Below are 23,862 nucleotides of genomic sequence, written 5' to 3' on the forward strand. Positions count from 1 at the left end.
TCATGAGTCCGCAGATCGTCCTCGGCGCGATCGCCCTGGTCGTCGTCGCCTGGCTCGCCGCCTGCGCGGAGGCGGGCCTGGCGCGGGTCTCCAGCTTCCGCGCCGAGGAGGCCGTGAAGTCGGGCCGCCGCGGCAGCGCCAAGCTGGCCCAGGTCGCCGCCGACCCCACCCGTTACCTCAACGTGGCGCTGCTGGTGCGTGTCGCCTGCGAGATGGCCGCCGCCGCGCTGATCACCTACGCCTGCCTGCAGGAGTTCTCCGGCACCACCAGCGCGCTGCTGGTGGCCATCGCCGTGATGGTGCTGGTGTCGTACGTCGCCGTCGGGGTCTCCCCGCGCACCATCGGCCGCCAGCACCCGCTGAACACCGCGACCGCGGCGGCGTACGTGCTGCTGCCGCTGGCCCGGGTCATGGGCCCGATCCCGTCGCTGCTGATCCTCATCGGCAACGCGCTCACCCCCGGCAAGGGCTTCCGCCGCGGCCCCTTCGCCTCCGAGGCGGAGCTGCGCGCGCTGGTCGACCTCGCGGAGGCCGAGTCGCTGATCGAGGCCGAGGAACGCCGCATGGTGCACTCGGTGTTCGAGCTGGGCGACACGCTGGTGCGCGAGGTCATGGTGCCGCGCACCGACCTGGTCACCATCGAGCGGTACAAGACGATCCGGCAGGCCCTCACCCTCGCCCTGCGCTCCGGGTTCTCCCGGATCCCGGTCACCGGGGAGAGCGAGGACGACATCGTCGGGATCGTCTACCTCAAGGACCTGGTCCGCAAGACGCACATCAACCGGGACGCGGAGGGCGACCTGGTGTCCACGGCCATGCGGCCCGCCGTCTTCGTGCCGGACACCAAGAACGCCGGCGACCTGCTGCGCGAGATGCAGAAGGAACGCAACCACGTCGCCGTCGTCATCGACGAGTACGGCGGCACGGCCGGGATCGTCACCATCGAGGACATCCTCGAGGAGATCGTCGGCGAGATCACCGACGAGTACGACCGGGAGCTGCCGCCCGTGGAGGAGCTGGGCGCCGACCGCTTCCGGGTCACCGCCCGCCTCGACATCGGCGACCTCGGCGAGCTGTACGGGCTGGAGGCCTACGACGACGAGGACGTGGAGACCGTCGGCGGTCTGCTGGCCAAGGCCCTCGGCCGGGTGCCCATCGCGGGCGCGTCCAGCGTGGTCGAGCTGCCCGACGGGCGCCGGCTGCGGCTGACCGCCGAGTCCGCCGCCGGGCGCCGCAACAAGATCGTCACGGTGCTGGTCGAACCGGTCGCCCCCGCCGAGGAGGCCGACGGCGAGGAGGAGAAGCCGGAGTGACGCCCGAGGAGCTGCGCGCCGTCTGCCTGTCCTTCAACGCGGCCGAGGAGGACTTCCCCTTCCGGCCCGAGGTCTCGGTGTTCAAGGTGCTGGGCAAGATGTTCGCGCTGACCCAGCTGGACGCGCGGCCCCTGACGGTCAACCTCAAGTGCGACCCGGAGGACGCGATCCGGCTCCGCCGCGAGCACGAGGGCCTGATCGTCCCCGGCTGGCACATGAACAAGCGCCACTGGAACACGGTCACGGCCGACGGTGATCTCCCCGACGCCCTCGTCCGCGAACTCGTCGAGGACTCCTACGACCTGGTGGTCGCCGGCCTCCCCCGAGCGGACCGCCTCCGCCTGGACCGCCCCTGACCCACCCGGCCCGACGGGCCTGCCCCGCGCCCGGTCGGCCCTGCCTCGGCCGCTGCCCGGCAGGGCGGCCGACCGGGCCTGACGACCGCCCGGCCGAGGCTGCCCCACAGCCACGGCCGCCGTCGCCCTCGACCGGATCGGGCAACCCCGCTCGCGGCTGCCGCAAGCGGATCCGCGGCCCCTGTGTTCGACACACCGTTTGCGCGGGAGCCGGGCCACCCCCTCGTCGGCCCGGCTCCCGCGCTCTTCGTACGGCCTCGCCCCGTAGGCCCCCCGTCGTACCGTCAGGCCGCTGTGCGGCGGGTGCGCAGGCCCAGGGCCAGCAGTGCTGCCGCCGTCAGGACGATCGCCGCGTCGAGGGCGATCACCGTGCGTACGCCCGTCAGGAGGTCGTCGGCGGTCGTCGCCAGGACGCCGAGCAGGGGGATGCCGACGGTGATGCCGACCTGCTGGGTGGAGGTGACCAGGCCGGTGGCCAGGCCCTGCTCCTCGTCCGGGACGCCGGAGGTGACGGTCAGGCCGTAGGAGATGATCGCGCCCAGGTGGCACATGCTGGCCAGGGCGACCGCCCCCGTGGCCAGCCACACCGACCAGCCGCCCGAGCCGAGGCCCAGCAGCGCCGCGACCAGCACGCCCTGCCCGGTGAGCGAGGCCACCAGCGTGCGGCGCGCGCCGAACCGGCCGATGACCCTCGGCGCGAAGGTGCCGGCGACCGCCGACAGCACGCCCTGCACCCCGAAGACCAGCCCGGTCTGGAAGGCCGACAGACGCAGCACCTCCTGCAGGTACAGCGTGAGCACGAAGACCACGGTGGACATCATCGAGAAGGTGACCAGACCGCCCACGTTGCCCCACGCGACCGTGCGCCGGCGCAGCATCGGCAGCGACACCAGCGGTGCCGCGGAACGCGACTCGACGAGCACGAAGGCCGCCAGCAGCAGCACCCCCACCGTGAGGGCGACGAGGACGTCGGCGCGGGCGAAGCCGTGGTCCGCGGCCGTCGACAGGGCGTAGATCACCGCGAGCAGGCCGCCCGTGACGGTCACCGCGCCCGGCACGTCCAGACGCGGCCGCTGCGGCGTGCGGGACTCGGGCAGCAGCCCCGGCGCGAGCGGCAGCACGATCAGGGCGAACACGGTGAGCAGGCCCATCGTGGAGCGCCAGCCGAGCACGTCGGTGAGGACGCCGCCGGCCACCATGCCGACGGTGAAGCCCAGCGACAGCAGCGTGCCGGAGATGCCGAGGGCGCGGTCGCGGGCCGGGCCCTCCGGGAACGTCGTGGTCAGCAGGGACATGCCGGTCGGCACGATCGCCGCCGCGCCCAGGCCCTGCAGGGCCCGCCCGGCCAGGAACGACGCCGGGTCCCAGGCGAGCGTCGCGAGCAGCGAGGCCGTGCCGAACAGGGCCAGACCGGCCAGGAAGAGCCGGCGGCGGCCGAACAGGTCGCCGACCCGGCCGAAGAGCAGCAGGAAGCCGCCGGACGGCAGCGCGAACGCGGTGACCGCCCACTGCAGCGCCGAGGGGCTCATGCCGAGGTCGGCGCCCAGCACGGGCAGCGCGACGTTCAGGACGGAGAAGTCCAGCGCGACCATGAACTGGGCCGCGCACAGGACGAACAGGACGAGCTTGTCACGCGTCGACAGCCGGGGGGCGCCGAGCGGATCGCCGACCGGAGCGGCGGGTTGGGTGGTGGTGGTGTCGATCGCCATGGCAAGGAGCCTGCCGGGTGCGGAACACGGCTGGGGAGTCGCCGCTTATGGTGGTGGTGGCACCACCAGACAGCGCGAGGGGGATCTGTCCGTGCCCACAGACGTACTGAAGACCCGACGGCGGAGCGAGCTGCGCGAGTTCCTGATGAGCCGGCGCGCCCGGGTGACCCCGGTGGAGGCCGGGCTGCCCGCGGGCGGGCCCCGGCGCCGCACGCCCGGCCTGCGGCGCGAGGAGGTCGCCGTGCTCGCCGGGGTGGGCGTGTCCTGGTACCAGTGGCTGGAGCAGGGCCGCGACATCTCCGTCTCCCCGCAGGTGCTGGACGCCGTGGCGCGCGTGCTGCGGCTCAGCGACGCCGAGCGCCGCCACCTGTACCTGCTGGCCGGGCTCAACCCGCCGGTGCCCGAAGTGGCGCCGGGCAAGCGGGACATGTGCGACGGGCTGCGCCGGCTGATCGACACCTGGATGCCGTACCCGGCGCACATCATGGACGCCTACTACAACTGCGTGCTGTACAACGACGCCGCCGCGCTGGTGCTCGGCATGCGGCCCGACGTGCAGCAGAACTGCCTGGTGGAGTTCTTCACCGAGCCGCTCTTCCGCTCCCGGGTGACGAACTGGGAGGAGAACGCGCGCAAGGTCGTCGCCCAGTTCCGCGCCGCCTCCAGCGCCCGGCCCGACGACGAGGGCTTCCAGGCCGTGTTCGCCGAAGTCAGCGCCGCCAGCGAGGACTTCGTCCGGCTGTGGGAGCAGCGGGACATCGAGGACGCCGGGCAGATCCGCAAGGAGCTGGACCATCCGCTGGTCGGGCTGCTCGTCATCGAGTCGACGGCGCTGAAGGTGCCCGCCCGGCCCGATCTGACGATCGTGCTGCACACCCCGATGGAGGAGGCGAACACCGCGGCGAAGCTGGAGTGGCTGGCCTCCCCGGAGGCCCGCCGCGGGACGATGTACCCCGTCGCCGGGTGAGCGGTTCGCGGGTTCGTATGCTCGGGACATGACCGACAGCAACGCGCTCGACCCCGAGGACCGCAAGATCGTCACCCTGGCCCGCTCGGCCCGGGCCCGCAACGGCGTGCCCGAGGGTGCCGCCGTCCGCGACGAGACCGGCCGTACGTATGTCGCCGGGACCGTGGCGCTGGACTCGCTGCGGCTGAGCGCGCTGCGCACGGCCGTCGCGATGGCGGTGGCGTCCGGCGCGACGTCGCTGGAGGCGGCCGCGGTGGTGTCGCAGGCGGACGCCCTGCCCGCCGACGACCTGGCCGCCGTACGCGACCTGGGCGGTGCGGGCACGCCGGTGCTGCTGGCGGGCCCGGACGGAGAGGTACGGCAGACCGTCCCGGCGGGCTGAGACGGCCCCCGGGCGTGCCGTGAAAGGCTCCTAGAGCGCGTCGGGTCCGCGCTCGCCCGTGCGGACCCGGACGATCGTCTCGACGGGCAGCGCCCACACCTTGCCGTCGCCGATCTTGCCGGTGCGGGCGGCCCGCACGATCGCGTCCATGACGTCCTCGGCCAGCGCGTCCTCGACGACGACCTCGATACGGACCTTGGGCACCAGGTCGATCTGGTACTCCGCGCCCCGGTACACCTCCGTGTGGCCGCGCTGACGGCCGTACCCGCTGGCCTCGCTCACGGTCAGGCCGTGGATGCCCAGCTCCTGCAGCGCGGTCTTGACCTCGTCGAGACGGTACGGCTTGACGATGGCGGTGATGAGCTTCATGCCTGGCGGGTGACCTTCTGGGCGGTGGGGACGACGGAGTGGGCGACCGGGGCGCCGTGGCCCAGGACGCCGTGATCGTATGCGGTCTCCGCGTGCACCGTAAGGTCCAGGCCGGTGTGCTCCTGCTCCTCGCTCGCGCGCAGGCCCATCACCTTGTCGAGGGCCTTGCCGATGCCGTACGTCACCGCGAAGGCGTACCCGGCGACGACGACCACGGCGACCAGCTGCCTGCCGAGCTGGGCGAGGGAGCCGCCGTAGAACAGGCCCTCGGCGCCGCCGGTCATCGCCCGCTCGGCGAACAGGCCGATCAGCAGCGTGCCGATGATCCCGCCGACCAGGTGGACGCCGACGACGTCCAGGGAGTCGTCGAAGTTCAGCTTGAACTTCCAGCTCACCGCGTAGGAGCAGACCACGCCCGCGGCCAGGCCCACCACCAGGGCGCCGAGCAGGGAGACCGTGCCGCACGACGGGGTGATCGCGACCAGGCCGGCGACCGCGCCGGAGGCCGCGCCGAGCGTCGTCGGGTGGCCGTCGCGCTTGTGCTCGACGAAGAGCCAGCCGAGCAGGCCGGTGCAGCCGGCGGCGAGGGTGTTGAGGAAGGCCTCGGCGGCCAGCCCGTTGGCGCCGAGCGCGCTGCCGGCGTTGAAGCCGAACCAGCCGAACCACAGCAGACCGGCGCCGAGGATCACCATGGGCAGGTTGTGCGGCCGCATGGCGTCCTTCTTGAAGCCCAGCCGCGGGCCGATGACCAGGCACAGCGCGAGCCCGGAGGCACCGGAGGTGATCTCGACGGGCAGGCCGCCGGCGAAGTCGAGCGCGCCGAGCCGGTGCGCGATCCAGCCGCCGGGGCCCCACACCCAGTGGGTGACCGGGACGTATACGAGCAGCGCCCACACGGGCACGAACACCAGCCAGGCGCTGAACTTCGCCCGGTCCGCGATCGCGCCGCTGATCAGCGCGGCCGTGATGATCGCGAAGGTCAGCTGGAAGGTGGCGAACAGGACGGTCGGGACGGTGCCGTGGACGCTGTCCGGGCCCAGGCCGCTCATGCCGGCGTGCCGCAGCCCGCCGATCAGCCCGCCGCCGAGGTCGTCGCCGAAGGCCAGGGAGTAGCCGACGGCCAGCCAGACCACCGTGACCAGGGCGATCGACACGAAGCTCATCATCAGCATGTTGAGGACGCTCTTCGTGCGGACCATGCCGCCGTAGAACAGGGCCAGACCCGGGGTCATCAGCAGCACGAGGGCGGTGGCGGCGAGCAGCCAGGCGGTGTCGCCGGTGTTCACAGAGGCGGCGGCGAGGGTCACGGGCGTCTCCAACGGGGTGGGGGCTGCGTCAGAGAGTCGCCCGGGCGCGTTTCCGGGTGCGTACGGGTGTGTTTCCGTGACGTTTCATTGCCTGACGGTTACCGAACCCTCACCGTGCGGCGGGACCTCGTGGATCAGGGACAATGAACGCCATGAGCGTTCGCACCCAGTCATCCGAGCAGCCGGGCGAGGCAGTCCACCGCGCCGGCTTCGCCTGCTTCGTGGGCCGCCCCAACGCGGGCAAGTCCACCCTCACGAACGCTCTGGTCGGGCAGAAGGTGGCGATCACGTCCAACCGGCCGCAGACCACGCGGCACACCGTGCGGGGCATCGTGCACCGCCCCGACGCGCAGCTGATCCTGGTGGACACGCCGGGGCTGCACAAGCCGCGCACGCTGCTGGGGGAACGGCTGAACGACGTCGTCCGCACCACCTGGGCCGAGGTCGACGTGATCGGCTTCTGCCTGCCCGCGGACCAGAAGATCGGGCCCGGCGACCGGTTCATCGCCAAGGAACTGGCGGGGATCAAGAAGACCCCGAAGGTCGCGATCGTGACCAAGACCGACCTGGTGGACTCCAAGGCGCTCGCCGAGCAGCTCATCGCCATCGACCAGCTGGGCAAGGAGCTGGGATTCGAGTGGGCGGAGATCGTGCCGGTCTCGGCGACCGCCGGCAAGCAGGTGGACCTCCTGGCCGACCTGCTGATCCCGCTGCTGCCCGAAGGGCCGGCGCTCTACCCCGAGGGCGACCTGACGGACGAGCCCGAGCAGGTGATGGTGGCCGAGCTGATCCGCGAGGCGGCGCTGGAGGGGGTCCGCGACGAGCTGCCGCACTCCATCGCGGTGGTCGTGGAGGAGATGCTGCCGCGGGAGGACCGGCCGGCGGACAAGCCGCTGCTGGACATCCACGCGAACGTGTACATCGAGCGGCCCAGCCAGAAGGGGATCATCATCGGGCCCAAGGGGAAGCGGCTGAAGGACGTGGGCATCAAGTCGCGTCGGCAGATCGAGGCGTTGCTGGGTACGCCGGTGTATCTGGATCTGCACGTCAAGGTCGCGAAGGACTGGCAGCGCGACCCGAAGCAGCTCCGCAAGCTGGGCTTCTGACGCCGGGTGCGCCGTACCGCCGGGTGCGGTGCACGCCGTGGGGAGCGGTGCCCTGGGGCGCGTGGCACCCGGCGTCGGGGTGACCGCCGCTGGGTGCGCTGCCCGGCGCTGACGGGGTGCCGCTGCGCCCACCCGTGCCGCCCCAGCGGCACGACTGCCCGCAGCTACGGACGAAGCTCACGCCCCTTCCTTCAGCACCCTGGAGATCAGTGTGCGTTGGGGTTCCGTGACGTGGGGGTCGGCGGTGTGGACTGTCGTCGCGTCCACCGTGATCTCGTAGCGGAAGCCGTCGGGGACGCCGGCCGGTGGCGTGGGCCGGCCCTCGGCCAGGACCTGCCGGGCCAGCGACTGCCACTCCGCCGCGTCGGGGCGGCCCGCGGTGTCCACCTCGCCCTGCCGCTCGATGCCCGCGAAACCGCCCGTGCGCCGTACTCGAATACGCATGGGGGACTGTCTAGTACGGAACCGCGGCGTCCGCACCCCGGCCCGCCCCGGTCCCCGCGCTACAGCGTCCGCACTCCGACCTGTTCCCACGCCTTCTGCACGGACTGCAGTTCGTCCCCGGCGCCGTAGCGCGCGCGGGCGGCCTTCACCGTCAGCGTCGCGAAGTCGGCGAAGAGGGCGTCCTCCTTCAGCTCGCCGCCGGTGAGCACGTCGTACCAGATCTGGCCGGCCTTCTCCCAGGCGTGCCCGCCGAGGGCTGTGGCGACCAGGTAGAACGCGTGGTTGGGGATGCCGGAGTTGATGTGCACGCCGCCGTTGTCGCGGCCGGTGCGCACATAGCCGTCCATGGTGGCGGGCTGCGGGTCCTTGCCGAGGACGTCGTCGTCGTACGCCGTGCCCGGGGCCTTCATCGAGCGCAGGGCCACCCCTGTCACACGCGGGGCGAGCAGGCCCGCGCCGATCAGCCAGTCGGCCTCGGCGGCGGTCTGGCCGAGCGAGTACTGCTTGATCAGGGAGCCGAAGACGTCGGAGAGCGACTCGTTCAGCGCGCCGGACTGGCCGAAGTACTCCAGGTTCGCGGTGTGCTGGGTGACGCCGTGGGTCAGCTCGTGGCCGATGACGTCGACCGGGATGGTGAAGTCGAGGAAGATCTCGTTGTCGCCGTCGCCGAAGACCATCTGCTCGCCGTTCCAGAAGGCGTTGTCGTAGCCCTCCCCGAAGTGCACGGTGGCGTCCAGCGGCAGCCCGGCGTCGTCGATGGAGTGGCGGCCGTACGCCTTCAGGTACAGCTCGAAGGTGGCGCCGAGGCCCGCGTAGGCGCGGTTGACGGTGGCGTCGGAGCCGGGCTCGGAGCCCTCCTCGCGGACCTTCGTCCCGGGCAGGTCCTGGGTGTGCCGGGCGTCGTAGATGGTGCGGTGCGGCTGGTCGGCGGGCGCTCCGGCCGGCGGGGCGACGGCGGGCGCGCCGATCACCGTGGTCAGCCGCCGCCGGGTGCGCTGGAAGGCGTCGTGCTCCAGGGAGCGGCGGGCCGGGCCGGACAGGGCGGGGTCCTCGTTGCGGGCGAGCCTGTCGAGGACGTGCGGCGGGACGATCGTGCAGAAGACGGGCTGGTGGCCCCCGTGGGTCGTCATGCATGGCACCTTTGCACTGCGTGATGCCCGTGTCACTACCTGCCACCATGATTGGTGAAATACCGGGACAGTGACGGCGGTGTTCGGTGACGCTGTGCTACGGCGAGGGGGCGACCTCCGGCGGGATGTGGCACAGCGCACTTTTTGCCCCTTTCGTCCTTCCGGTCCCGCATACTGGGACACGCCCCCGCGTCCGGGGCGGCTCGGCTAGGCTGCGGAGCATCATGCGTTTCGGGCTGCTTCTCCTTAGCTGCCGCGGCGAGGGCCTGTAGGAAAAGGCCGACTCCCTCCCCGCGGAGCTTGGTGTTGCGTCGTCGGCCGCCACCGGATCCGCCTTCGCGGAACATTCGAGGAGCCCACGCGACCATGGCGAACCGCCAGCAGCCCAGCCCGATGCCGATCCACAAGTACCGCGGTTACGAGCAGGTCGACATCGCCGACCGCACCTGGCCGAACCAGCGCATCACCCGAGCCCCCCGATGGCTGTCCACCGATCTGCGGGACGGCAACCAGGCCCTGATCGACCCGATGTCGCCCGAGCGCAAGCGCCGGATGTTCGACCAGCTGGTCAAGATGGGCTACAAGGAGATCGAGGTCGGCTTCCCCGCCTCCGGCCAGACCGACTTCGACTTCGTGCGCTCGATCATCGAGGAAGAGGGCGCGATCCCCGACGACGTCACGATCTCCGTACTGACCCAGGCCCGCGAGGACCTGATCGAGCGGACCGTGGAGTCCCTGAAGGGCGCCAAGCGGGCCACCGTCCACCTGTACAACGCGACCGCGCCGGTCTTCCGCCGCGTGGTCTTCCGCGGCTCCCGCGAGGACATCAAGCAGATCGCCGTCGACGGCACCCGCCTGGTGATGGAGTACGCCGAGAAACTGCTGGGCCCCGAGACCGAGTTCGGCTACCAGTACAGCCCGGAGATCTTCACCGACACCGAGCTGGACTTCGCGCTGGAGGTCTGCGAGGCGGTCATGGACGTCTACCAGCCGGGCCCGGACCGCGAGATCATCCTCAACCTGCCCGCCACCGTGGAGCGTTCGACGCCGTCCACGCACGCGGACCGCTTCGAGTGGATGCACCGCAACCTGTCCCGCCGCGAGTACGTCTGCCTGTCCGTCCACCCGCACAACGACCGCGGCACCGCCGTGGCGGCGGCCGAGCTGGCGCTGATGGCCGGCGCCGACCGCGTCGAGGGCTGCCTGTTCGGGCAGGGCGAGCGCACCGGCAACGTCGACCTGGTCACCCTGGGCATGAACCTGTTCTCGCAGGGCGTCGACCCGCAGATCGACTTCTCCGACATCGACGAGATCCGTCGCACGTGGGAGTACTGCAACCAGATGGAGGTCCACCCGCGCCACCCGTACGTGGGCGACCTGGTCTACACGTCCTTCTCCGGCTCCCACCAGGACGCCATCAAGAAGGGCTTCGACGCCATGGAGGCCGACGCCAAGGCCAAGGGCGTCACCGTCGACGACATCGAGTGGGCCGTGCCGTACCTGCCCATCGACCCCAAGGACGTGGGGCGTTCGTACGAGGCGGTCATCCGCGTCAACTCCCAGTCCGGCAAGGGCGGTATCTCCTACGTCCTGAAGAACGACCACAAGCTGGACCTGCCGCGCCGGATGCAGATCGAGTTCTCCAAGATCATCCAGGCAAAGACCGACGCCGAGGGCGGCGAGATCACGCCGAAGGAGATCTGGGCCGTCTTCCAGGACGAGTACCTGCCCAACCCGGAGAACCCGTGGGGCCGCATCCAGGTCAGGACCGGCCAGTCGACGACCGACACCGACGGCGTGGACACGCTCACCGTCGAGGCGACCGTCGACGGCGAGGACACCGTCCTGACCGGCTCCGGCAACGGTCCGATCTCGGCCTTCTTCAACGCCCTGGAGGGCCTGGGCCTGGACGTACGCCTGCTGGACTACCAGGAGCACACGATGAGCGAGGGCGCCTCCGCGCAGGCCGCCTCCTACATCGAATGCGCGATCGGGGACAAGGTCCTGTGGGGGATCGGCATCGACGCGAACACGACGCGTGCGTCGCTGAAGGCGGTCGTCTCCGCCGTCAACCGCGCCGCGCGCTGACCCCTCTCACCGGGAGTTTCGACGCCCCGGCCGCCGGGAACGGCGGCCGGGGCGTCGTCGTTTATCGGCCATCCTTGCCCCGAGGTCACGGAAAGGTCTCGTCCGGGGTACTGACTCCGCCTCACCGATGTGGCTAACATCACGCAAGCGCTCGGCGATGTTGCCGTGGGGTTACGGAGGTGCGACGTGCTGCCAGTTCGGGGACACAACGGCCGTGCCGGCGCTTTGGCACGCATCGCGGGCACCCGCACCGCCTGGACGCCCGTCGGCGACGGCGAGTTCTTCTGCCCCGGCTGCGGCGGCGACCGCAACTACCAGCGCCTGACCGGCCGTCGCCGGTTCACCCTGCTGGGGCTGCCCGTCCTGCCGCGCGGCGCCTCCGCGCCGGTCGTCGAGTGCGCCGCCTGCCACCGCCACTTCGGCACGGACGTCCTCGACCACCCCACCACCACCCGCTTCTCCGCGATGCTGCGCGACGCCGTCCACACCGTCGCCCTCGCCGTGCTCGCCGCGGGCGGCACCTCCTCCCGTACGGCGCTGGAGACCGCCGCGACCGCCGTGCGCGCCGCCGGCTTCCCGGACTGCACCGAGGAGCAGCTCGCCGCGCTCGTCGAGGCCGTCGCCCAGGACACCGGCCGCGTCCAGGCCGAGCGGCCCTGCACCGCCGGGCTGGCCATAGAGCTGCACGAGGCCCTCGACCCGCTCGCCCCGCATCTCGCGGGCGTCGGCCGCGAGTCGATCCTCCTCACCGGCGCCCGCATCGCGCTCGCCGACGGCCCCTACACCCCGGCCGAACGCGAGACCCTCGCCACGGTCGGCGCCGCGCTCACGCTGCCCACCGACGACGTCATCCGCCTGCTGGAGGCGGCCCGTACACCGTCCTGATACTCCCCGGGGAGTAACCCGCCCGCCCGGTCTCCCCGGGCAGTAGCCGCGACCTCGCCCTCCCGCCGGACGACCCGGCGCCCGCCGGACGGAAGCCTGGAACCGCAACCAGACATCCGTCCCGGAGGGAGGGCCCGCTCATGGGGGCCGCACAGACGACAGGCGCGCGACGCCGAGCCATTCCCTGGCTGCTGCTCGCGCTGTGGGTGGCCATCCTCGCGATCGCCTCCCCGTTCGCCTCGAAACTTTCCGGCGTACAGCACGACCGGGTCACCGACTACCTGCCCGCGAGCGCCGACTCCACCCAGGCCGCCGAGCTCCAGCAGCGCCTGCCCGGCGGCCAGACGACCCAGCTGGTGCTCGTCTACCACCGCGACGGCGGGCTCACCGCCGCCGACCGGGCCGCCGCCGGGCGGCAGATCGACACGATCGCCGGACAGCACGTCCTCGCCGGCGGCACCCCGCAGGGCATCCCGTCCCGGGACGGCACCACCCTGATGTACCCGGTCGCCAGCAACGAGCCCGGCACCGACGAGAAGAAGCGGGACGCCCTCGTCGACGACGTCCGCGCCGTCGCGCACGGCACCGACGGGCTCACCGTGCAGGTCGGCGGCCCCGGCGCGCTCGCCACCGACGCCGCGCAGGTCTACCGCTCGCTCGGCGGACCGCTGCTGTACACCACCGTCGGCGTCGTCGCCGTCCTGCTGATCCTGATCTACCGCAGCCCGGTGCTGTGGCTGGTCCCGCTGGCCGTGGCCGGGATCGCCGACTACCTGTCCACGGGCGTCGCCTACGGCCTCCACCAGGTCTTCGGCACGACCGTGTCCGGGCAGAGCAGCGGCATCATGACGATCCTGGTGTTCGGCGCCGGCACCGACTACGCGCTGCTGCTGGTCTCCCGCTACCGCGAGGAACTGCGCCGCCACGAGCGGCCGTACGACGCCATGCGGGCCGCCCTGCGCGGCTGCGGCCCCGCCGTCCTCGCCTCCTCCGGGACCGTCGCCGCCGGGCTGCTGTGCCTGCTCGCCGCCGACCTGAACTCCAACCGCGCCATGGGCCCGCTCGGCACGGTCGGCGTGCTGTGCGCGCTCGCCGCGATGCTGACCCTGCTGCCGGCGGTGCTCGTCCTGCTGGGCCGCCGGGTGTTCTGGCCGCTCGTCCCGGCCTACGGCAGCACGCCGAAGACCCGCCGGTCCCTGTTCGCGGCCATGGGCACCTCCGCCGGCCGGCGCCCGCGCACCGTCCTGGTCGGCGGCGCGCTGCTGCTCGGCGCGCTCGCCCTCGGCGCGCTGAACCTGCCCGGCACCGTCACACAGCAGGACTCCTTCGTCGACACGCCCGAGTCCGTCACCGCGATGAAGACCCTCGCCGCCGCCTACCCGGAGCGGTCCGCGCAGCCCATCGACGTCCTCACCCCCCGCGCAGGCGCCGGCGCCGCGCTGACCGCGATCCGCGGCGCCGACGGCGTGGAGGGCGCCCGGGTCACCCGCAGCGGCGCCGGCTGGACCGAGATCTCGGTGACCGCCTCCGCCCCGCCGCAGAGCGCGGCCGAGACCCGCACCATCGAGCAGCTGCGCGAGCGGCTGCCGGGTTCGTACGTCGGCGGGGCCAGCGCCCAGCAGCTCGACCTGAAGGACACCAACGCCCGCGACCGGCTCGTCGTCGTGCCGATCGTGCTGCTGTCGGTGCTGCTGATCCTCGTCGTGCTGCTGCGCTCGCTCGTGGCGCCGCTGCTCCTCACGGCCGCCGTGGTCGCCGTGTGGGGTGCCGCGCTCGGCCTGGGTGGGCTCGTGTTCGGGCCGCTGTTCGGTTTCGAGGGCACCGATCCGGGCCTGGGCCTGCTGTCCTTCGTGTTCCTCGTCGCCCTCGGCGTCGACTACGGCATCTTCCTGATGCACCGGATGCGGGAGGAGTCGCTCGGGGGTGCCGAGCCGGCCGCCGCCGCGCTGACCGCCCTGCGCACCACCGGCGGCGTCATCGCCTCGGCGGGTCTCGTCCTCGCCGCGACCTTCGGGGTGCTGCTGAACATGGGGCTCGTGCAGCTCGTGGAACTCGGCTTCGTCATCTCCGTCGGCGTGCTGCTGGACACCTTCCTGGTCCGCACCTACCTGGTGACCAGCGCGAGCGTGGCGCTGGGCCGCAGGGTGTGGTGGCCCGGGCGGATGTCCCGGACACCGCACCGGCCGGCTGCCGAGCGTGAGGCGCAGCCCGTCTGACCGACCGTCAGGGCGTCCCGTCCTCCCCAGGGGCGCCCCTTAGCGGAAGATGGACCCGTGCAGGCGACGACGACCCCATCCCGGCCGCGCCCGGGCGAGCGGATCATGGCGGCGATCAACCGCGACCCGCAGACCGCCGAGCACGCCACCCGCAACGACGCGCTGCTCGCCGCGGCCACCACCGTCCTCGGCGTCGCCCTCGCGCTGTTCACCGACTCCGGCCGCCGCCCCGACGCGCTCGGCTGGGCGCTGCTGCTCGCCGCCCAGGTGCCCCTGGTGTGGCGGCGCCGCCGGCCGCTGCTCGTGCTGGCGGCGATCGGGGCGCTGGTCGTGCCGTACCACGCTCTCGGCAACGCGCCCGCGCCACCCACCCCGGCCTCCTACGTCGCCCTCTACACCGTCGCCGTCACCGGCCGCCCCCTGCGCACGGTGCTGACGGGCGTCACGGTCCTCACCGTCGCGCTGACCGTGATGGTCACGATCAGCGCGCACCAGGCCCTGGAACTGCTGCGGATCTCCGGATGGATCGTCGCCGTCCTCTTCTTCGGCGTCGACGTGCGCTATTACCGGCAGTACGTCGCCGCGATCACGGAGCGCGCCGAACGCGCCGAACGCACCCGCGAGGAGGAGGCCCGCCGCCGGGTCGCCGAGGAACGCCTGCGCATCGCCCGCGACCTGCACGACCTGCTCGCCCACACCATCACCCTGATCGGCGTGCAGACCTCGGTCGCCGCGCACGTCCTGCACGCCGACCCCGACCGCCTGGACCGGGCGGCCGTCGCGAAGGCCCTGGACGACATCGCCGACACCTGCCGCACCGCCCGCGGCGAACTGCGCACCACCCTGGAGGTGCTGCGCGACCAGGGCGCCACGGACGTGCGGGGCCCGCTGCCCGGGCTGCACGGCCTGCCCGACCTCGCCGACGCGGCCCGCGCCGCGGGCGCCGCGGTGGACCTCACCGTGCGGGCCGACGGGGTCCCGCCCGCCGTCGGCGCCGCCGCCTACCGCATCGTGCAGGAGGCGCTCACCAACGCCGTACGGCACGGCGGCCGGGACGACCTGACCGTGCGGGTGCGGGTGTACGAGGAGGGGGACGCCCTGCGGGTGGAGGTCACCGACGACGGCGCCGGCGCGGGTTCCGGCCAGCCGGGCTTCGGCCTGGTGGGGATGCGGGAGCGGGCGCGCAGCGTGGGCGGCACGCTGGAGGCGGGCCCGCTGCCGGACCGGGGTTTCGCGGTGCGTGCCGTACTGCCGAGGGAAGGAGCCGCGTGACCATCCGTGTCCTGCTCGCCGACGACCAGACCCTGGTGCGGGCGGCGTTCGCCATGCTGGTGGAGTCCGCCCCCGACATGGAGGTGGTCGGCCAGGCCGGCACCGGCCGCGAGGCGGTCGCGCTGGCCCGCTCCCGCCGGGCCGACCTGGTCGTGATGGACATCCGCATGCCCGAGGTGGACGGCATCGAGGCGACCCGGCGCATCGCGGCGGAGGAGGACCTGGCCGGGGTGAAGGTCCTCGTGCTGACGACGTACGACACCGACGAGCACATCGTCGAGGCGCTGCGGGCGGGCGCCTCCGGCTTCCTCGTGAAGGACACCCGCCCGGCGGACCTGCTCGACGCCATCCGGACGGTCGCCGCGGGGGAGGCGCTGCTGTCCCCGGGGCCGACGGCCCGCCTCATCGCCCGCTTCCTGCAAAGCCCCGCGCTGCCGGCGGCCGGCGGCCCCGAGTGCCTCTCCGACCGGGAGCGCGAGGTGCTGACGCTGGTCGCCCGCGGCCTGAACAACACCGAGATCGCCGAGGCGCTGGGCCTGAGCCCGCTCACCGCGAAGACCCACGTCAGCCGCATCATGGGCAAGACGGGCGCCCGCGACCGCGCCCAACTGGTCATCACCGCCTACGAGTCGGGCCTGGTGACACCGGGATCGGGGTCACCGTAGGCCCGGCGGCGGGGACCCGGCCCGCCTAGGGGAGCGTCTTCTCGTACGTCGGGTCCCGGTCGGAGTCGTAGACGAGCTTTCCGGCGGCGTCGTAGCCCTTGAGATGCGGGGTCCTGGTGATCTGGCGGTTCAGGGTGCCGTTGGCCACGAACCAGCCGTGGTCCAGTACGGCCTCGCTGGTGGCGCCGCCGTACGACACCGTCACCCGGGCCACCGACGGCCGGACCGTGCCGATGATCCCCCAGCGGAACGGCAGCTTCCAGTGGCCCTTGTCGAGGAAGGACTGCTGGTACAGCTTGCCGCTGTTGATGTCCACCGCGACGGGCCCCGCACCGTCCGCGCCGACGCCGCCCCGGCTGGCGTTCAGCCCGGCCGCCTCCCCGTCCTTGACGCTGCAGATCAGCCGGGTCTGCCGCGGCTGCTCCTTGACCGCGACGACGTACATGCCGTCGCCGGGGGCGTTGGAGTCGCCGGTGCTGCGCTGGGCCAGGATGATCCGGTAGCCGGCCGCGTCGCCGAGGTCCTCGCTCGGCCCCGGGCCCATCCGCCGGTAGTCGTGAGCCCGGTCGTAGGCCAGGCACCGGGCCAGCCCGTCCGAGGCCTGCGCGAGCGTGATCCCGTCCAGCAGCTGCCGCGCCGGATCGGCGGGCCCCGCCGGACCCGAGGGCGAGGCCGACGCGGACGGCGCCGGGCTCGCCGGAGCCGTGGCCTTCGGGGGCGACGCGGCCGTGTCCGCCGTCCGGGGGCCGCCGCCGCCCAGCGCGTACGCGCCGACCGGCAGCGCCGTCAGCACCACCAGCGCCGCCCCGGCCGCCGCGGCCCGCTGCCGCCGCTCCCGCACGCCCTGCCGCCGGATCCGCTGGTACGGCGCCGGCGCCGGCCGGAGCCCGGAGGCGTCCTCGGCGAGCAGGTCCCGCAACCGCTGCTCGAAGTCCTCGTCCCGCCCCTGCTGTTCGCCGTTCACCTGTCGCCTCCCCGCCCGCCGGCCGGGCCGGCGAACTCCATCAGCCCCGGATATGTACGCAACTTCGCCAGTCCCTTGGACGCCTGGCTCTTGACCGTGCCCGGCGAGCAGCCGAGCACCTCGGCCACCTCAGCCTCCGACAGGTCCTCCCAGTACCGCATGACGACCACCGCCCGCTGCCGGGGCGGCAGTCCGGCCAGCGCCGTCATCAGCGCCCCCCGCTCGTCGGACCACGCCACCTCGTCCCGCCCCGCCCGCTCCGGCGGCGCCGACGTCAGCGACTCGGCCACCCGCCGTTTGCGGAAGCGGTCGCTGTTGCAGCTGACGAGCATCCGGCGGACGTACGCCTCCGGGTTGTCGCTGCGCGCCACACGCCGCCACGACCGGTACGCCTTGGCCAGCGCCGTCTGCGTCAGGTCCTCGGCGTGGTGCGCGTCGCCGGTGAGCAGATACGCGGTCCGCACCAGGTGCGACCACCTGGCGGCGACGAAGTCGTGGAACCGGTCCTCCAGTTCGGCCTGCATCAAGCACCCTCCTCGCCCCCCAGACCACCGATTGCGCGGATTCGGTTGCCCGGTGTCGAATGTTTTCCGTGACGAGCCGGGAGCGCTGGAGCGAGGACACCCCGGGCGTGCTGCGACTGCCCTCCGGCCGCCTGGTGCGCGGCCGGGGCCTGCGCCGCCCGTACGACGGCGCCGGAGCCGACCCGGCCTACGGCGTCTACCTGCTGGGCCGCCGGCCCCCCGAGGTGCCCTGGGAGGCGCGCTGGCTGCGCTGGCCCGACTTCCGGCTCCCGGCGGACCGGGCCGAGGCCCGCGCGGTCCTGACCGAGGCGTGGGAGCGGGCGGCGGACGAGCGCGTGGAGATCGCCTGCCACGGCGGCCGGGGCCGCACCGGGACGGCCCTGTCCTGCCTGGCGGTACTGGACGGCGTCCCCGCCGAGGAAGCCGTCGCCTATGTGCGCGCCCACTACGACCGCCACGCGGTGGAGACCCCGTGGCAGCGACGGTACGTACGGCGGTTTCTGGGCTGAGGGGTGGGACGGGCAGGGTCCGGGCGGCGACCCCCGGGCTGAGCAGCAGGATGGGCCGGCGTCGCGGCCCGAGCGGCGGGCCGAGGCGGCGGCAGGTGCCCGGGTCGGGGCCTGAGGGGCCGGACGGGCGGGGTCCCGGGTGGTGGGCCCCGGGCTGAGCGGTGGTCCGGGGCCGGTTCGCCGGACGGGCGGTGGCCGGGGCCCCGGGCCGGGCGGGCGCTCACCGGCAGTACACGTCCCCCTTCGGGCGCTCGCCCGTCGCGAGGAAGCGGGAGACCGTGGCGTCCCCGCACGCGTTGCCGTTGGCGAGGTAGGCGTCGTGGCCGGTGGAGTTCACGGTGACCATGACGGCGCGCCGGCCCAGCGCCGCGCGGAGTTTCCGCGCCCCGGAGAGCGGGGTGGCCACGTCCCGCTCGTTCTGCACCAGCAGCACGTCGGACGGCCCCCGGTCGGTGATCCGCACCGGCGCCTGCCGCGGCGGGTAGGGCCAGGCGGCGCACACCATCGCGTTGCGCGGCATTCCCGCGGTCAGCGGGTACGCCTTGCGGCTCGCGTCCACGTCCTTCTGGTAGACCGCCTGGCCCGCCGGCCACGCCACGTCGTTGCAGAGCGTCGCCGCGCCGACCGCGGCCACGTTCTGCAGCACCGGCTCCGGCGGAGCGGCCGGCGCGGGCGGCAGGGTGCCCGCACGGGCCGCGGTCATCAGCGCGGCCAGGGCGTCGAACCGGTCGGGGTCGTAGAGGCTGTCCAGCATGGTCTGGCGCAGCACGTTGCCGTTCAGCTCCGGGGGGTTGGCGCCGGGCCAGGGGAGCGGCCGGCGGTCCAGCTCGGCGGCCAGCCGCAGGAACTCCGCGCGGACGCCCTGCGGCGTGTCCGCGACCCGGTGGGGGTGACCCGGCGCCGACACCCGCTTCGCGAACTCGGGGAACACGTCCTCCACGCCCTGCTCGTGCCCGGCCAGCCAGGCGCGGGAGACCATGGCCGGGTCGGGGTTGTCGTTGCTGTCCAGCACGATCCGGTCGGTGCGCTGCGGGAACAACTGGCCGTAGACGGCGCCGACATACGTCCCGTACGACACGCCCCACGCCGAGATCCGCCGCTCGCCGAGCGCCGCCCGCAGGCGGTCGATGTCGCGGGCCTCGTCGACGGTGCTGATGTGCCGCAGCAGCTCGCCGCCGTTGCGGGCGCAGGCGTCGGCCATCCGGCGGGCGGTGTCCAGGTTCCCGGCGACCGAGCCGTCCGCCGCCGGCCAGGGCCGCAGCCGGGAGGTGGCCAGGTCGGCGTGGTCGAGGCCGCAGTCCACGGCGGTCGAGGGGGCGAGGCCGCGCGGCGCGAACCCGACGAGGTCGTAGGCGTCCCGGACCTCCTGCGGCAGCTTCTGCCCCTTGCGCGAGGGGTCGTCGATGCTGGAGCCCCCCGGCCCGCCCGGGATCAGCAGCAGCACCCCGCGCCGCGCGCCCGGCCGCTCGCTGCGCACCCGGGAGACGGCGAGGTCGATCGTCGGCCCGCCGGGCCGGCTGTGGTCCAGCGGGACGGCGAGGGTCGCGCACTCCTGCCGGGACCCGGCGGCGGCCCCCGGGCACGGCCCCCAGGCGAGCGCCTGCCGTCCGGCGGCCCCGGAGGGCCCCGTGGGGGCGGCGGGCGTGGCGGTCGCGGTGGGGGGCGCGGCGAGGGACAGCAGGGCGGCCGAGGCGGCGGTGAGCGCGGCGTGACGCTTGATCGATGTCATGGGACGAGCCTCGCCCACCGGCGCCCTCCGCCCCATCCGGCCAACGGCCCGGTGTGCAGGGGGGTTTACCCCCGCACGCCCCTTCAGGAAGTGGCCCCCGGATACGGCACGTCAGGCGCCCTCGGGGAAGCGGCGCGGCACCTCTCGCGCGCCCGGGTGGGCCCGGGCATCGTCCGAAGGGTCGAGGACGGCTCGTCCGCCGGTCCTGCGCCGCCCGTCCCGCACCAGCAGTGCCACCGCCGTGACCAGGGCGATGAACACGCCCGTCACGGCCGCCGTGCCGTGGTGGGCGGCGGTGAGATCCGGTCCGGAGAGGGTGAAGAACAGGGTGCCCAGCAGGGTCACGCCCAGCGAACCGGCCAGCTGCTGCACGGTGTTGAGGGTGCCGGAGGCCGCGCCCGCGTCCGGTCCGCGCACCCCGGACAGCGCCTGTCCGATCAGCGGGGGCAGCAGCAGGCCGTTGCCGAGGCCGACGACCGCCAGCTCGGGCATCAGCGTGAGGGCGCCGGTGTCCCGCCCGGTCGCGAGGACCTGCGCCGCCAGCAGCGCCAGCCCGGCCACCGCCAGCGCGCTCCCGGCGAGCGGCACCGCCGTGCCGTACCGGGCCGTCAGCCGGCCGCTGAGCAGGGAGGCGGCGCTGAACAGCACCGCCTGCGGCAGGAAGGCCAGCGCGGCGGTGAACGGGGGCGCGCCGAGCCCGGCCTGCAGCAGCAGCGCCAGCGTGAACATGTACGCCCCGAAGTAGAGCTGGAACAGGCCGACCGCCGTCAGCGGCCTCGCGAACGACCGGGTGCGCAGCAGCACCGGGTCGATCACCGGCTCGCCGCCGCGCGCCCGCAGGGCCCGCTGCCCGCGCAGCGTCACCGCCCCGGTCACGGCCGCCAGGGCCAGGCTCGCCCAGGTCCACGCCGGCCAGCCCTGCTCGCGGCCCAGCGACAGCGGGGCCAGCAGCAGCGCGACGGTGAGCGTGACGCCGGCCGCGCCCCGCGGGTCGAAGCCGCGCCGGGGCGCGTCGGGCGCGGGCGGCGGCAGCAGCCGCAGCGCGAGCAGGGCGGCCACGACGCCGACGGGGACGTTGACCAGGAACACCGCGCGCCAGCCGAGACCGAGCACGTCGGCCTGGAGGAGCAGGCCGCCGAGCAGCTGCCCGGCGACCGCGCCGATGCCGCTGACGGCGCCGTACCAGGCGGTGGCCCGGCCCCGGTGCCCGGCGGGGAAGCGCAGGGTGACCAGGGACAGCACCTGCGGGACCATCACGGCCGCCGCGAGGCCCTGCGCGAGCCGGGCGGCGACCAGCTCGCCGGGGGAGCGGGCCAGGCCGCACAGCAGCGAGGCCGCGGTGAAGGCGGCCATGCCGGTCACGAACATCCGACGGTGGCCGTACCGGTCGCCGAGCCGGCCGCCGGTGACCAGGCCGGCCGCGTAGGCGGAGCCGTAGCCGGAGACGACGAGTTCCAGGGCGGCGTCACCGGCGTGCAGGCCGGTGCGCAGCGCCTCGGTGGCGACGTTGACGACGAACAGGTCGAAGCTCGCCATGAGCGTGGCGGTCAGCGCCACGGCGAGCATCCGCCACTCGGCGGGCGAGGGCACGGCGGGGAGCCGGACGGGAGGAGTGGTCGAGGTCACGATCCATCCTTATCATGGATATCGAACATCCATAATCCCCATCATCGGCCGAAGGTAGTCTGCCGTGTCATGAAGCTGTCCCAAGGCGTGGAGTGGGCCGTCCACTGCTGCGTCCTGCTCGCGCACGCGGACGAGCAGGAGGCCGTCCCGCGCACGACCCTCGCCGGCTACTACGGCCTCCCCGTCGCCTACCTCGCCAAGCACCTGAAGTCCCTGGTGCAGGCGGGTGTGCTCACCGCGACCTCCGGCCCGCGCGGCGGCTTCCGGCTGGCCCGGCCCGCCGGCCGGATCACCGTCCTCGACGTCGTCGAGGCCATCGAGGGCACCGCCCCCTCCTTCGTGTGCACCGAGATCCGGCAGCGCGGCGCCTGCGCGATCCCCGCCGCACGCTGTGCCGGGCCGTGCGGGGTGGCCCGGGTCATGGACGACGCCGACCGCGCCTGGCGGGACTCCCTGCGCCGCACCACCGTCGCCGATCTCGTCGACCGCCTCCCCGCCGACCTGCGCGAGCGCGCCCGCGCCTGGCTCCGCGACCCCTCGGCGCCCCTGCCCGCCTTCCGGTGAGGGCAGAATGAAGCCATGAGTCTGTTCCGCGACGACGGCATCGTGCTGCGCACCCAGAAGCTGGGTGAGGCGGACCGCATCATCACGTTGCTGACGCGCGGGCACGGGCGCGTGCGGGCCGTGGCCCGGGGCGTCCGCCGCACCAAGTCGAAGTTCGGGGCCCGGCTGGAGCCCTTCTCCCACGTCGACGTGCAGTTCTTCGCGCGCGGCAGCGAACTGGTCGGGCGCGGGCTGCCGCTGTGCACCCAGAGCGAGACCATCGCGCCCTACGGCGGCGGCATCGTCACCGACTACGCCCGGTACACCGCCGGGACGGCCATGCTGGAGACCGCCGAGCGCTTCACCGACCACGAGGGCGAACCGGCCGTCCAGCAGTACCTGCTGCTGGTGGGCGCCCTGCGCACGCTCGCCCGCGGCGAGCACGCCCCGCACCTCGTCCTCGACGCCTTCCTGCTGCGCTCGCTCGCCGTCAACGGCTACGCGCCCAGCTTCGGCGACTGCGCCAAGTGCGGCATGCCCGGCCCGAACCGCTTCTTCTCCGTCGCCGCGGGCGGCTCCCTGTGCGTGGACTGCCGGGTGCCCGGCTGCGTCGTCCCCTCCCCGCAGGCCCTGGCACTGCTCGGCGCGCTGCTTACGGGAGACTGGGAGACCGCGGACGCCTGCGAGCCGCGGTACGTCCGGGAGGGCAGCGGACTGGTCTCCGCCTACCTGCACTGGCACCTGGAGCGCGGCCTGCGCTCCCTTCGTTACGTGGAACAGTAGAAACACCCGAAGGAGACGAGAAACACATGGCCGTACGCGGGTTCCTGGGGCGCCAGCGCCGTGAGTACAGGACGCCGGAGCCGCACCCGTCCGGCGCGCGGCCCCCGAAGCTCCCCGGCGAGCTGGTCCCCGGCCACGTGGCGATCGTCATGGACGGCAACGGCCGCTGGGCCAAGGAGCGCGGCCTGCCCCGCACCGAGGGCCACAAGGTCGGCGCCGAGCGCGTGCTGGACGTGCTGCAGGGCGCCATCGAGATCGGCGTGGGCAGCATCTCGCTGTACGCCTTCTCCACCGAGAACTGGAAGCGCTCGCCCGACGAGGTCCGCTTCCTGATGAACTTCAACCGCGACTTCATCCGCAAGACCCGCGACACCCTCGACGAACTCGGGGTGCGGGTGCGCTGGGTGGGCCGCATGCCCAAGCTGTGGAAGTCCGTCGCCAAGGAGCTCCAGGTCGCCCAGGAGCAGACCAAGGGCAACGACCGCCTCACCCTGTACTTCTGCATGAACTACGGCGGCCGCGCCGAGATCGCCGACGCCGCGCAGGCCCTCGCCGAGGACGTGAAGGCGGGCCGCCTCGACCCGTCCAAGGTCAACGAGAAGACCCTGCAGCGCTACCTGTACTACCCGGACATGCCGGACGTCGACCTGTTCCTGCGGCCCAGCGGCGAGCAGCGCACCTCCAACTACCTGCTGTGGCAGTCCGCGTACGCCGAGATGGTCTTCCAGGACGTGCTGTGGCCGGACTTCGACCGCCGCGACCTGTGGCGCGCCTGCCTGGAGTACGCCTCCCGCGACCGCCGCTTCGGCGGGGCGATCCCCAACGAGGAACTGCTCGCCATGGAGGGCCGCCAGGAGAGCTGACCACCGTGCCGTACGACCCCGCCTCACGGTCAGCACATGGGGCGGGACGTCGTACGGGACGACGGGGCCTGCTCCGGGTGACCGTCGGCCCTGCCGGACCCACCGGATCAGC

At 73.5% G+C, this 23,862-nt stretch carries 23 protein-coding genes; 14 read left to right on the top strand and 9 right to left on the bottom strand.

From position 1 onward, the window contains the following. Nucleotides 1–2 precede the first annotated feature (2 nt). A complete protein-coding gene (locus ACF1AL_RS02175) occupies nt 3–1,313 on the top strand; it encodes a hemolysin family protein (protein ID WP_366834592.1) in 1,311 nt (436 codons plus the stop codon). Beyond that, a complete protein-coding gene (locus tag ACF1AL_RS02180) occupies nt 1,310–1,669 on the top strand; it encodes an MmcQ/YjbR family DNA-binding protein (protein WP_391659441.1) in 360 nt (119 codons plus the stop codon). Before ACF1AL_RS02175 ends, ACF1AL_RS02180 begins: the two co-directional genes overlap by 4 nt. A gap of 284 nt (nt 1,670–1,953) precedes the next feature. On the opposite strand, the gene ACF1AL_RS02185 is transcribed toward ACF1AL_RS02180, so the two are convergent. Next, on the bottom strand, nt 1,954–3,378 hold the full coding sequence (locus tag ACF1AL_RS02185; RefSeq protein ID WP_391659440.1) for an MFS transporter: 1,425 nt from the start codon (nt 3,376–3,378) through the stop codon (nt 1,954–1,956). Nucleotides 3,379–3,523: 145 nt separating this feature from the next. On the opposite strand from ACF1AL_RS02185, the gene ACF1AL_RS02190 reads away from it, so the two are divergent. Next, nucleotides 3,524–4,345, top strand: a complete 822-nt coding sequence (locus ACF1AL_RS02190; protein WP_366834709.1) for a helix-turn-helix transcriptional regulator — start codon at nt 3,524–3,526, stop codon at nt 4,343–4,345. Nucleotides 4,346–4,373: 28 nt separating this feature from the next. Further along, nucleotides 4,374–4,727: a cytidine deaminase gene (locus tag ACF1AL_RS02195; protein WP_384208943.1), complete on the top strand. Its 354-nt coding sequence runs from the start codon at nt 4,374–4,376 to the stop codon at nt 4,725–4,727. 30 nt (nt 4,728–4,757) lie between these two features. Here ACF1AL_RS02195 and ACF1AL_RS02200 read toward each other — a convergent pair whose 3' ends face one another. Continuing rightward, nucleotides 4,758–5,096 carry a P-II family nitrogen regulator gene (locus ACF1AL_RS02200; protein WP_366834596.1) on the bottom strand — a complete coding sequence of 113 codons (339 nt, stop codon included), beginning with the start codon at nt 5,094–5,096 and terminating at the stop codon, nt 4,758–4,760. Beyond that, entirely contained in the window at nt 5,093–6,403 is a 1,311-nt protein-coding gene (locus tag ACF1AL_RS02205) for an ammonium transporter (RefSeq protein WP_366834597.1), read from the bottom strand. The genes ACF1AL_RS02200 and ACF1AL_RS02205 overlap by 4 nt, the downstream gene beginning before the upstream one ends. A gap of 152 nt (nt 6,404–6,555) precedes the next feature. Here ACF1AL_RS02205 and era point away from each other — a divergent pair, with 152 nt between their 5' ends. After that, the gene (gene era, locus ACF1AL_RS02210; RefSeq protein ID WP_366834598.1) at nt 6,556–7,509 is read left to right on the top strand and encodes a GTPase Era; all 954 of its coding nucleotides are present in this window, start codon (nt 6,556–6,558) and stop codon (nt 7,507–7,509) included. Between the two features lie 177 nt (nt 7,510–7,686). Here era and ACF1AL_RS02215 read toward each other — a convergent pair whose 3' ends face one another. Together ACF1AL_RS02215 and ACF1AL_RS02220 are read right to left on the bottom strand one after the other, a co-directional pair. Next, on the bottom strand, nt 7,687–7,953 hold the full coding sequence (locus ACF1AL_RS02215) for a protealysin inhibitor emfourin (RefSeq protein WP_366834599.1): 267 nt from the start codon (nt 7,951–7,953) through the stop codon (nt 7,687–7,689). A gap of 59 nt (nt 7,954–8,012) precedes the next feature. After that, nucleotides 8,013–9,083 carry a M4 family metallopeptidase gene (locus tag ACF1AL_RS02220; RefSeq protein WP_366834600.1) on the bottom strand — a complete coding sequence of 357 codons (1,071 nt, stop codon included), beginning with the start codon at nt 9,081–9,083 and terminating at the stop codon, nt 8,013–8,015. Nucleotides 9,084–9,449: 366 nt separating this feature from the next. On the opposite strand from ACF1AL_RS02220, the gene leuA reads away from it, so the two are divergent. The 5 genes from leuA (at nt 9,450) to ACF1AL_RS02245 (ending at nt 16,209) form a co-directional block, all read left to right on the top strand. Beyond that, a complete protein-coding gene (gene leuA, locus ACF1AL_RS02225; protein WP_366834601.1) occupies nt 9,450–11,171 on the top strand; it encodes a 2-isopropylmalate synthase in 1,722 nt (573 codons plus the stop codon). A gap of 186 nt (nt 11,172–11,357) precedes the next feature. Beyond that, entirely contained in the window at nt 11,358–12,056 is a 699-nt protein-coding gene (locus ACF1AL_RS02230) for a TerB family tellurite resistance protein (RefSeq protein ID WP_366834602.1), read from the top strand. 140 nt (nt 12,057–12,196) lie between these two features. After that, nucleotides 12,197–14,272 carry an MMPL family transporter gene (locus ACF1AL_RS02235; RefSeq protein ID WP_386911409.1) on the top strand — a complete coding sequence of 692 codons (2,076 nt, stop codon included), beginning with the start codon at nt 12,197–12,199 and terminating at the stop codon, nt 14,270–14,272. A gap of 57 nt (nt 14,273–14,329) precedes the next feature. Then, nucleotides 14,330–15,544 (top strand): sensor histidine kinase, encoded by a 1,215-nt coding sequence (locus ACF1AL_RS02240; RefSeq protein ID WP_391825345.1) that lies wholly within the window; start codon nt 14,330–14,332, stop codon nt 15,542–15,544. Further along, nucleotides 15,541–16,209: a response regulator transcription factor gene (locus ACF1AL_RS02245; RefSeq protein ID WP_366834605.1), complete on the top strand. Its 669-nt coding sequence runs from the start codon at nt 15,541–15,543 to the stop codon at nt 16,207–16,209. Before ACF1AL_RS02240 ends, ACF1AL_RS02245 begins: the two co-directional genes overlap by 4 nt. A 25-nt stretch (nt 16,210–16,234) precedes the next feature. Here the strand turns inward: ACF1AL_RS02245 and ACF1AL_RS02250 are convergent, their stop codons facing one another. Both ACF1AL_RS02250 and ACF1AL_RS02255 read right to left on the bottom strand, forming a co-directional pair. Next, the gene (locus tag ACF1AL_RS02250) at nt 16,235–17,173 is read right to left on the bottom strand and encodes a hypothetical protein (RefSeq protein ID WP_391825346.1); all 939 of its coding nucleotides are present in this window, start codon (nt 17,171–17,173) and stop codon (nt 16,235–16,237) included. Next, complete coding sequence (locus tag ACF1AL_RS02255) at nt 17,170–17,697, bottom strand: SigE family RNA polymerase sigma factor (protein ID WP_391825347.1); 528 nt, start codon at nt 17,695–17,697, stop codon at nt 17,170–17,172. The genes ACF1AL_RS02250 and ACF1AL_RS02255 overlap by 4 nt, the downstream gene beginning before the upstream one ends. Before the next feature lie 68 nt (nt 17,698–17,765). On the opposite strand from ACF1AL_RS02255, the gene ACF1AL_RS02260 reads away from it, so the two are divergent. Next, nucleotides 17,766–18,206, top strand: a complete 441-nt coding sequence (locus tag ACF1AL_RS02260; protein WP_366834608.1) for a protein phosphatase — start codon at nt 17,766–17,768, stop codon at nt 18,204–18,206. A gap of 220 nt (nt 18,207–18,426) precedes the next feature. Here ACF1AL_RS02260 and ACF1AL_RS02265 read toward each other — a convergent pair whose 3' ends face one another. Then, nucleotides 18,427–19,935: an alpha/beta hydrolase gene (locus ACF1AL_RS02265; protein ID WP_391825348.1), complete on the bottom strand. Its 1,509-nt coding sequence runs from the start codon at nt 19,933–19,935 to the stop codon at nt 18,427–18,429. A 111-nt stretch (nt 19,936–20,046) separates the two neighbouring features. Further along, entirely contained in the window at nt 20,047–21,561 is a 1,515-nt protein-coding gene (locus ACF1AL_RS02270) for an MFS transporter (protein WP_391825349.1), read from the bottom strand. Nucleotides 21,562–21,630: 69 nt separating this feature from the next. On the opposite strand from ACF1AL_RS02270, the gene ACF1AL_RS02275 reads away from it, so the two are divergent. From ACF1AL_RS02275 to ACF1AL_RS02285, 3 genes are read left to right on the top strand one after another with little or no spacing between them, the layout of a single operon-like run. Further along, entirely contained in the window at nt 21,631–22,125 is a 495-nt protein-coding gene (locus ACF1AL_RS02275; protein ID WP_384208975.1) for an RrF2 family transcriptional regulator, read from the top strand. 15 nt (nt 22,126–22,140) lie between these two features. Next, nucleotides 22,141–22,887, top strand: coding sequence for a DNA repair protein RecO (recO, locus tag ACF1AL_RS02280; protein ID WP_386419325.1), 747 nt, complete (start codon nt 22,141–22,143; stop codon nt 22,885–22,887). 26 nt (nt 22,888–22,913) lie between these two features. Continuing rightward, the gene (locus ACF1AL_RS02285) at nt 22,914–23,750 is read left to right on the top strand and encodes an isoprenyl transferase (protein WP_366834613.1); all 837 of its coding nucleotides are present in this window, start codon (nt 22,914–22,916) and stop codon (nt 23,748–23,750) included. The last annotated feature ends 112 nt before the right edge of the window (nt 23,751–23,862 follow it).

Origin of the sequence: Streptomyces sp. NPDC014801, assembly GCF_043082085.1 — a bacterium.
Taxonomy (GTDB): Bacteria; Actinomycetota; Actinomycetes; order Streptomycetales; family Streptomycetaceae; genus Streptomyces.

Excerpts from the sequence above, each read along its gene's own strand:
- ACF1AL_RS02175 (WP_366834592.1), top strand. The coding sequence starts at position 3 with ATGAGTCCGCAGATCGTCCTCGGCGCGATCGCCCTGGTCGTCGTCGCC.
- ACF1AL_RS02185 (WP_391659440.1), bottom strand. The coding sequence starts at position 3,378 with ATGGCGATCGACACCACCACCACCCAACCCGCCGCTCCGGTCGGCGAT.
- ACF1AL_RS02190 (WP_366834709.1), top strand. The coding sequence starts at position 3,524 with ATGAGCCGGCGCGCCCGGGTGACCCCGGTGGAGGCCGGGCTGCCCGCG.
- ACF1AL_RS02195 (WP_384208943.1), top strand. The coding sequence starts at position 4,374 with ATGACCGACAGCAACGCGCTCGACCCCGAGGACCGCAAGATCGTCACC.
- ACF1AL_RS02200 (WP_366834596.1), bottom strand. The coding sequence starts at position 5,096 with ATGAAGCTCATCACCGCCATCGTCAAGCCGTACCGTCTCGACGAGGTC.
- era (WP_366834598.1), top strand. The coding sequence starts at position 6,556 with ATGAGCGTTCGCACCCAGTCATCCGAGCAGCCGGGCGAGGCAGTCCAC.
- ACF1AL_RS02215 (WP_366834599.1), bottom strand. The coding sequence starts at position 7,953 with ATGCGTATTCGAGTACGGCGCACGGGCGGTTTCGCGGGCATCGAGCGG.
- ACF1AL_RS02220 (WP_366834600.1), bottom strand. The coding sequence starts at position 9,083 with ATGACGACCCACGGGGGCCACCAGCCCGTCTTCTGCACGATCGTCCCG.
- leuA (WP_366834601.1), top strand. The coding sequence starts at position 9,450 with ATGGCGAACCGCCAGCAGCCCAGCCCGATGCCGATCCACAAGTACCGC.
- ACF1AL_RS02235 (WP_386911409.1), top strand. The coding sequence starts at position 12,197 with ATGGGGGCCGCACAGACGACAGGCGCGCGACGCCGAGCCATTCCCTGG.
- ACF1AL_RS02255 (WP_391825347.1), bottom strand. The coding sequence starts at position 17,697 with ATGCAGGCCGAACTGGAGGACCGGTTCCACGACTTCGTCGCCGCCAGG.
- ACF1AL_RS02265 (WP_391825348.1), bottom strand. The coding sequence starts at position 19,935 with ATGACATCGATCAAGCGTCACGCCGCGCTCACCGCCGCCTCGGCCGCC.
- ACF1AL_RS02275 (WP_384208975.1), top strand. The coding sequence starts at position 21,631 with ATGAAGCTGTCCCAAGGCGTGGAGTGGGCCGTCCACTGCTGCGTCCTG.
- recO (WP_386419325.1), top strand. The coding sequence starts at position 22,141 with ATGAGTCTGTTCCGCGACGACGGCATCGTGCTGCGCACCCAGAAGCTG.
- ACF1AL_RS02285 (WP_366834613.1), top strand. The coding sequence starts at position 22,914 with ATGGCCGTACGCGGGTTCCTGGGGCGCCAGCGCCGTGAGTACAGGACG.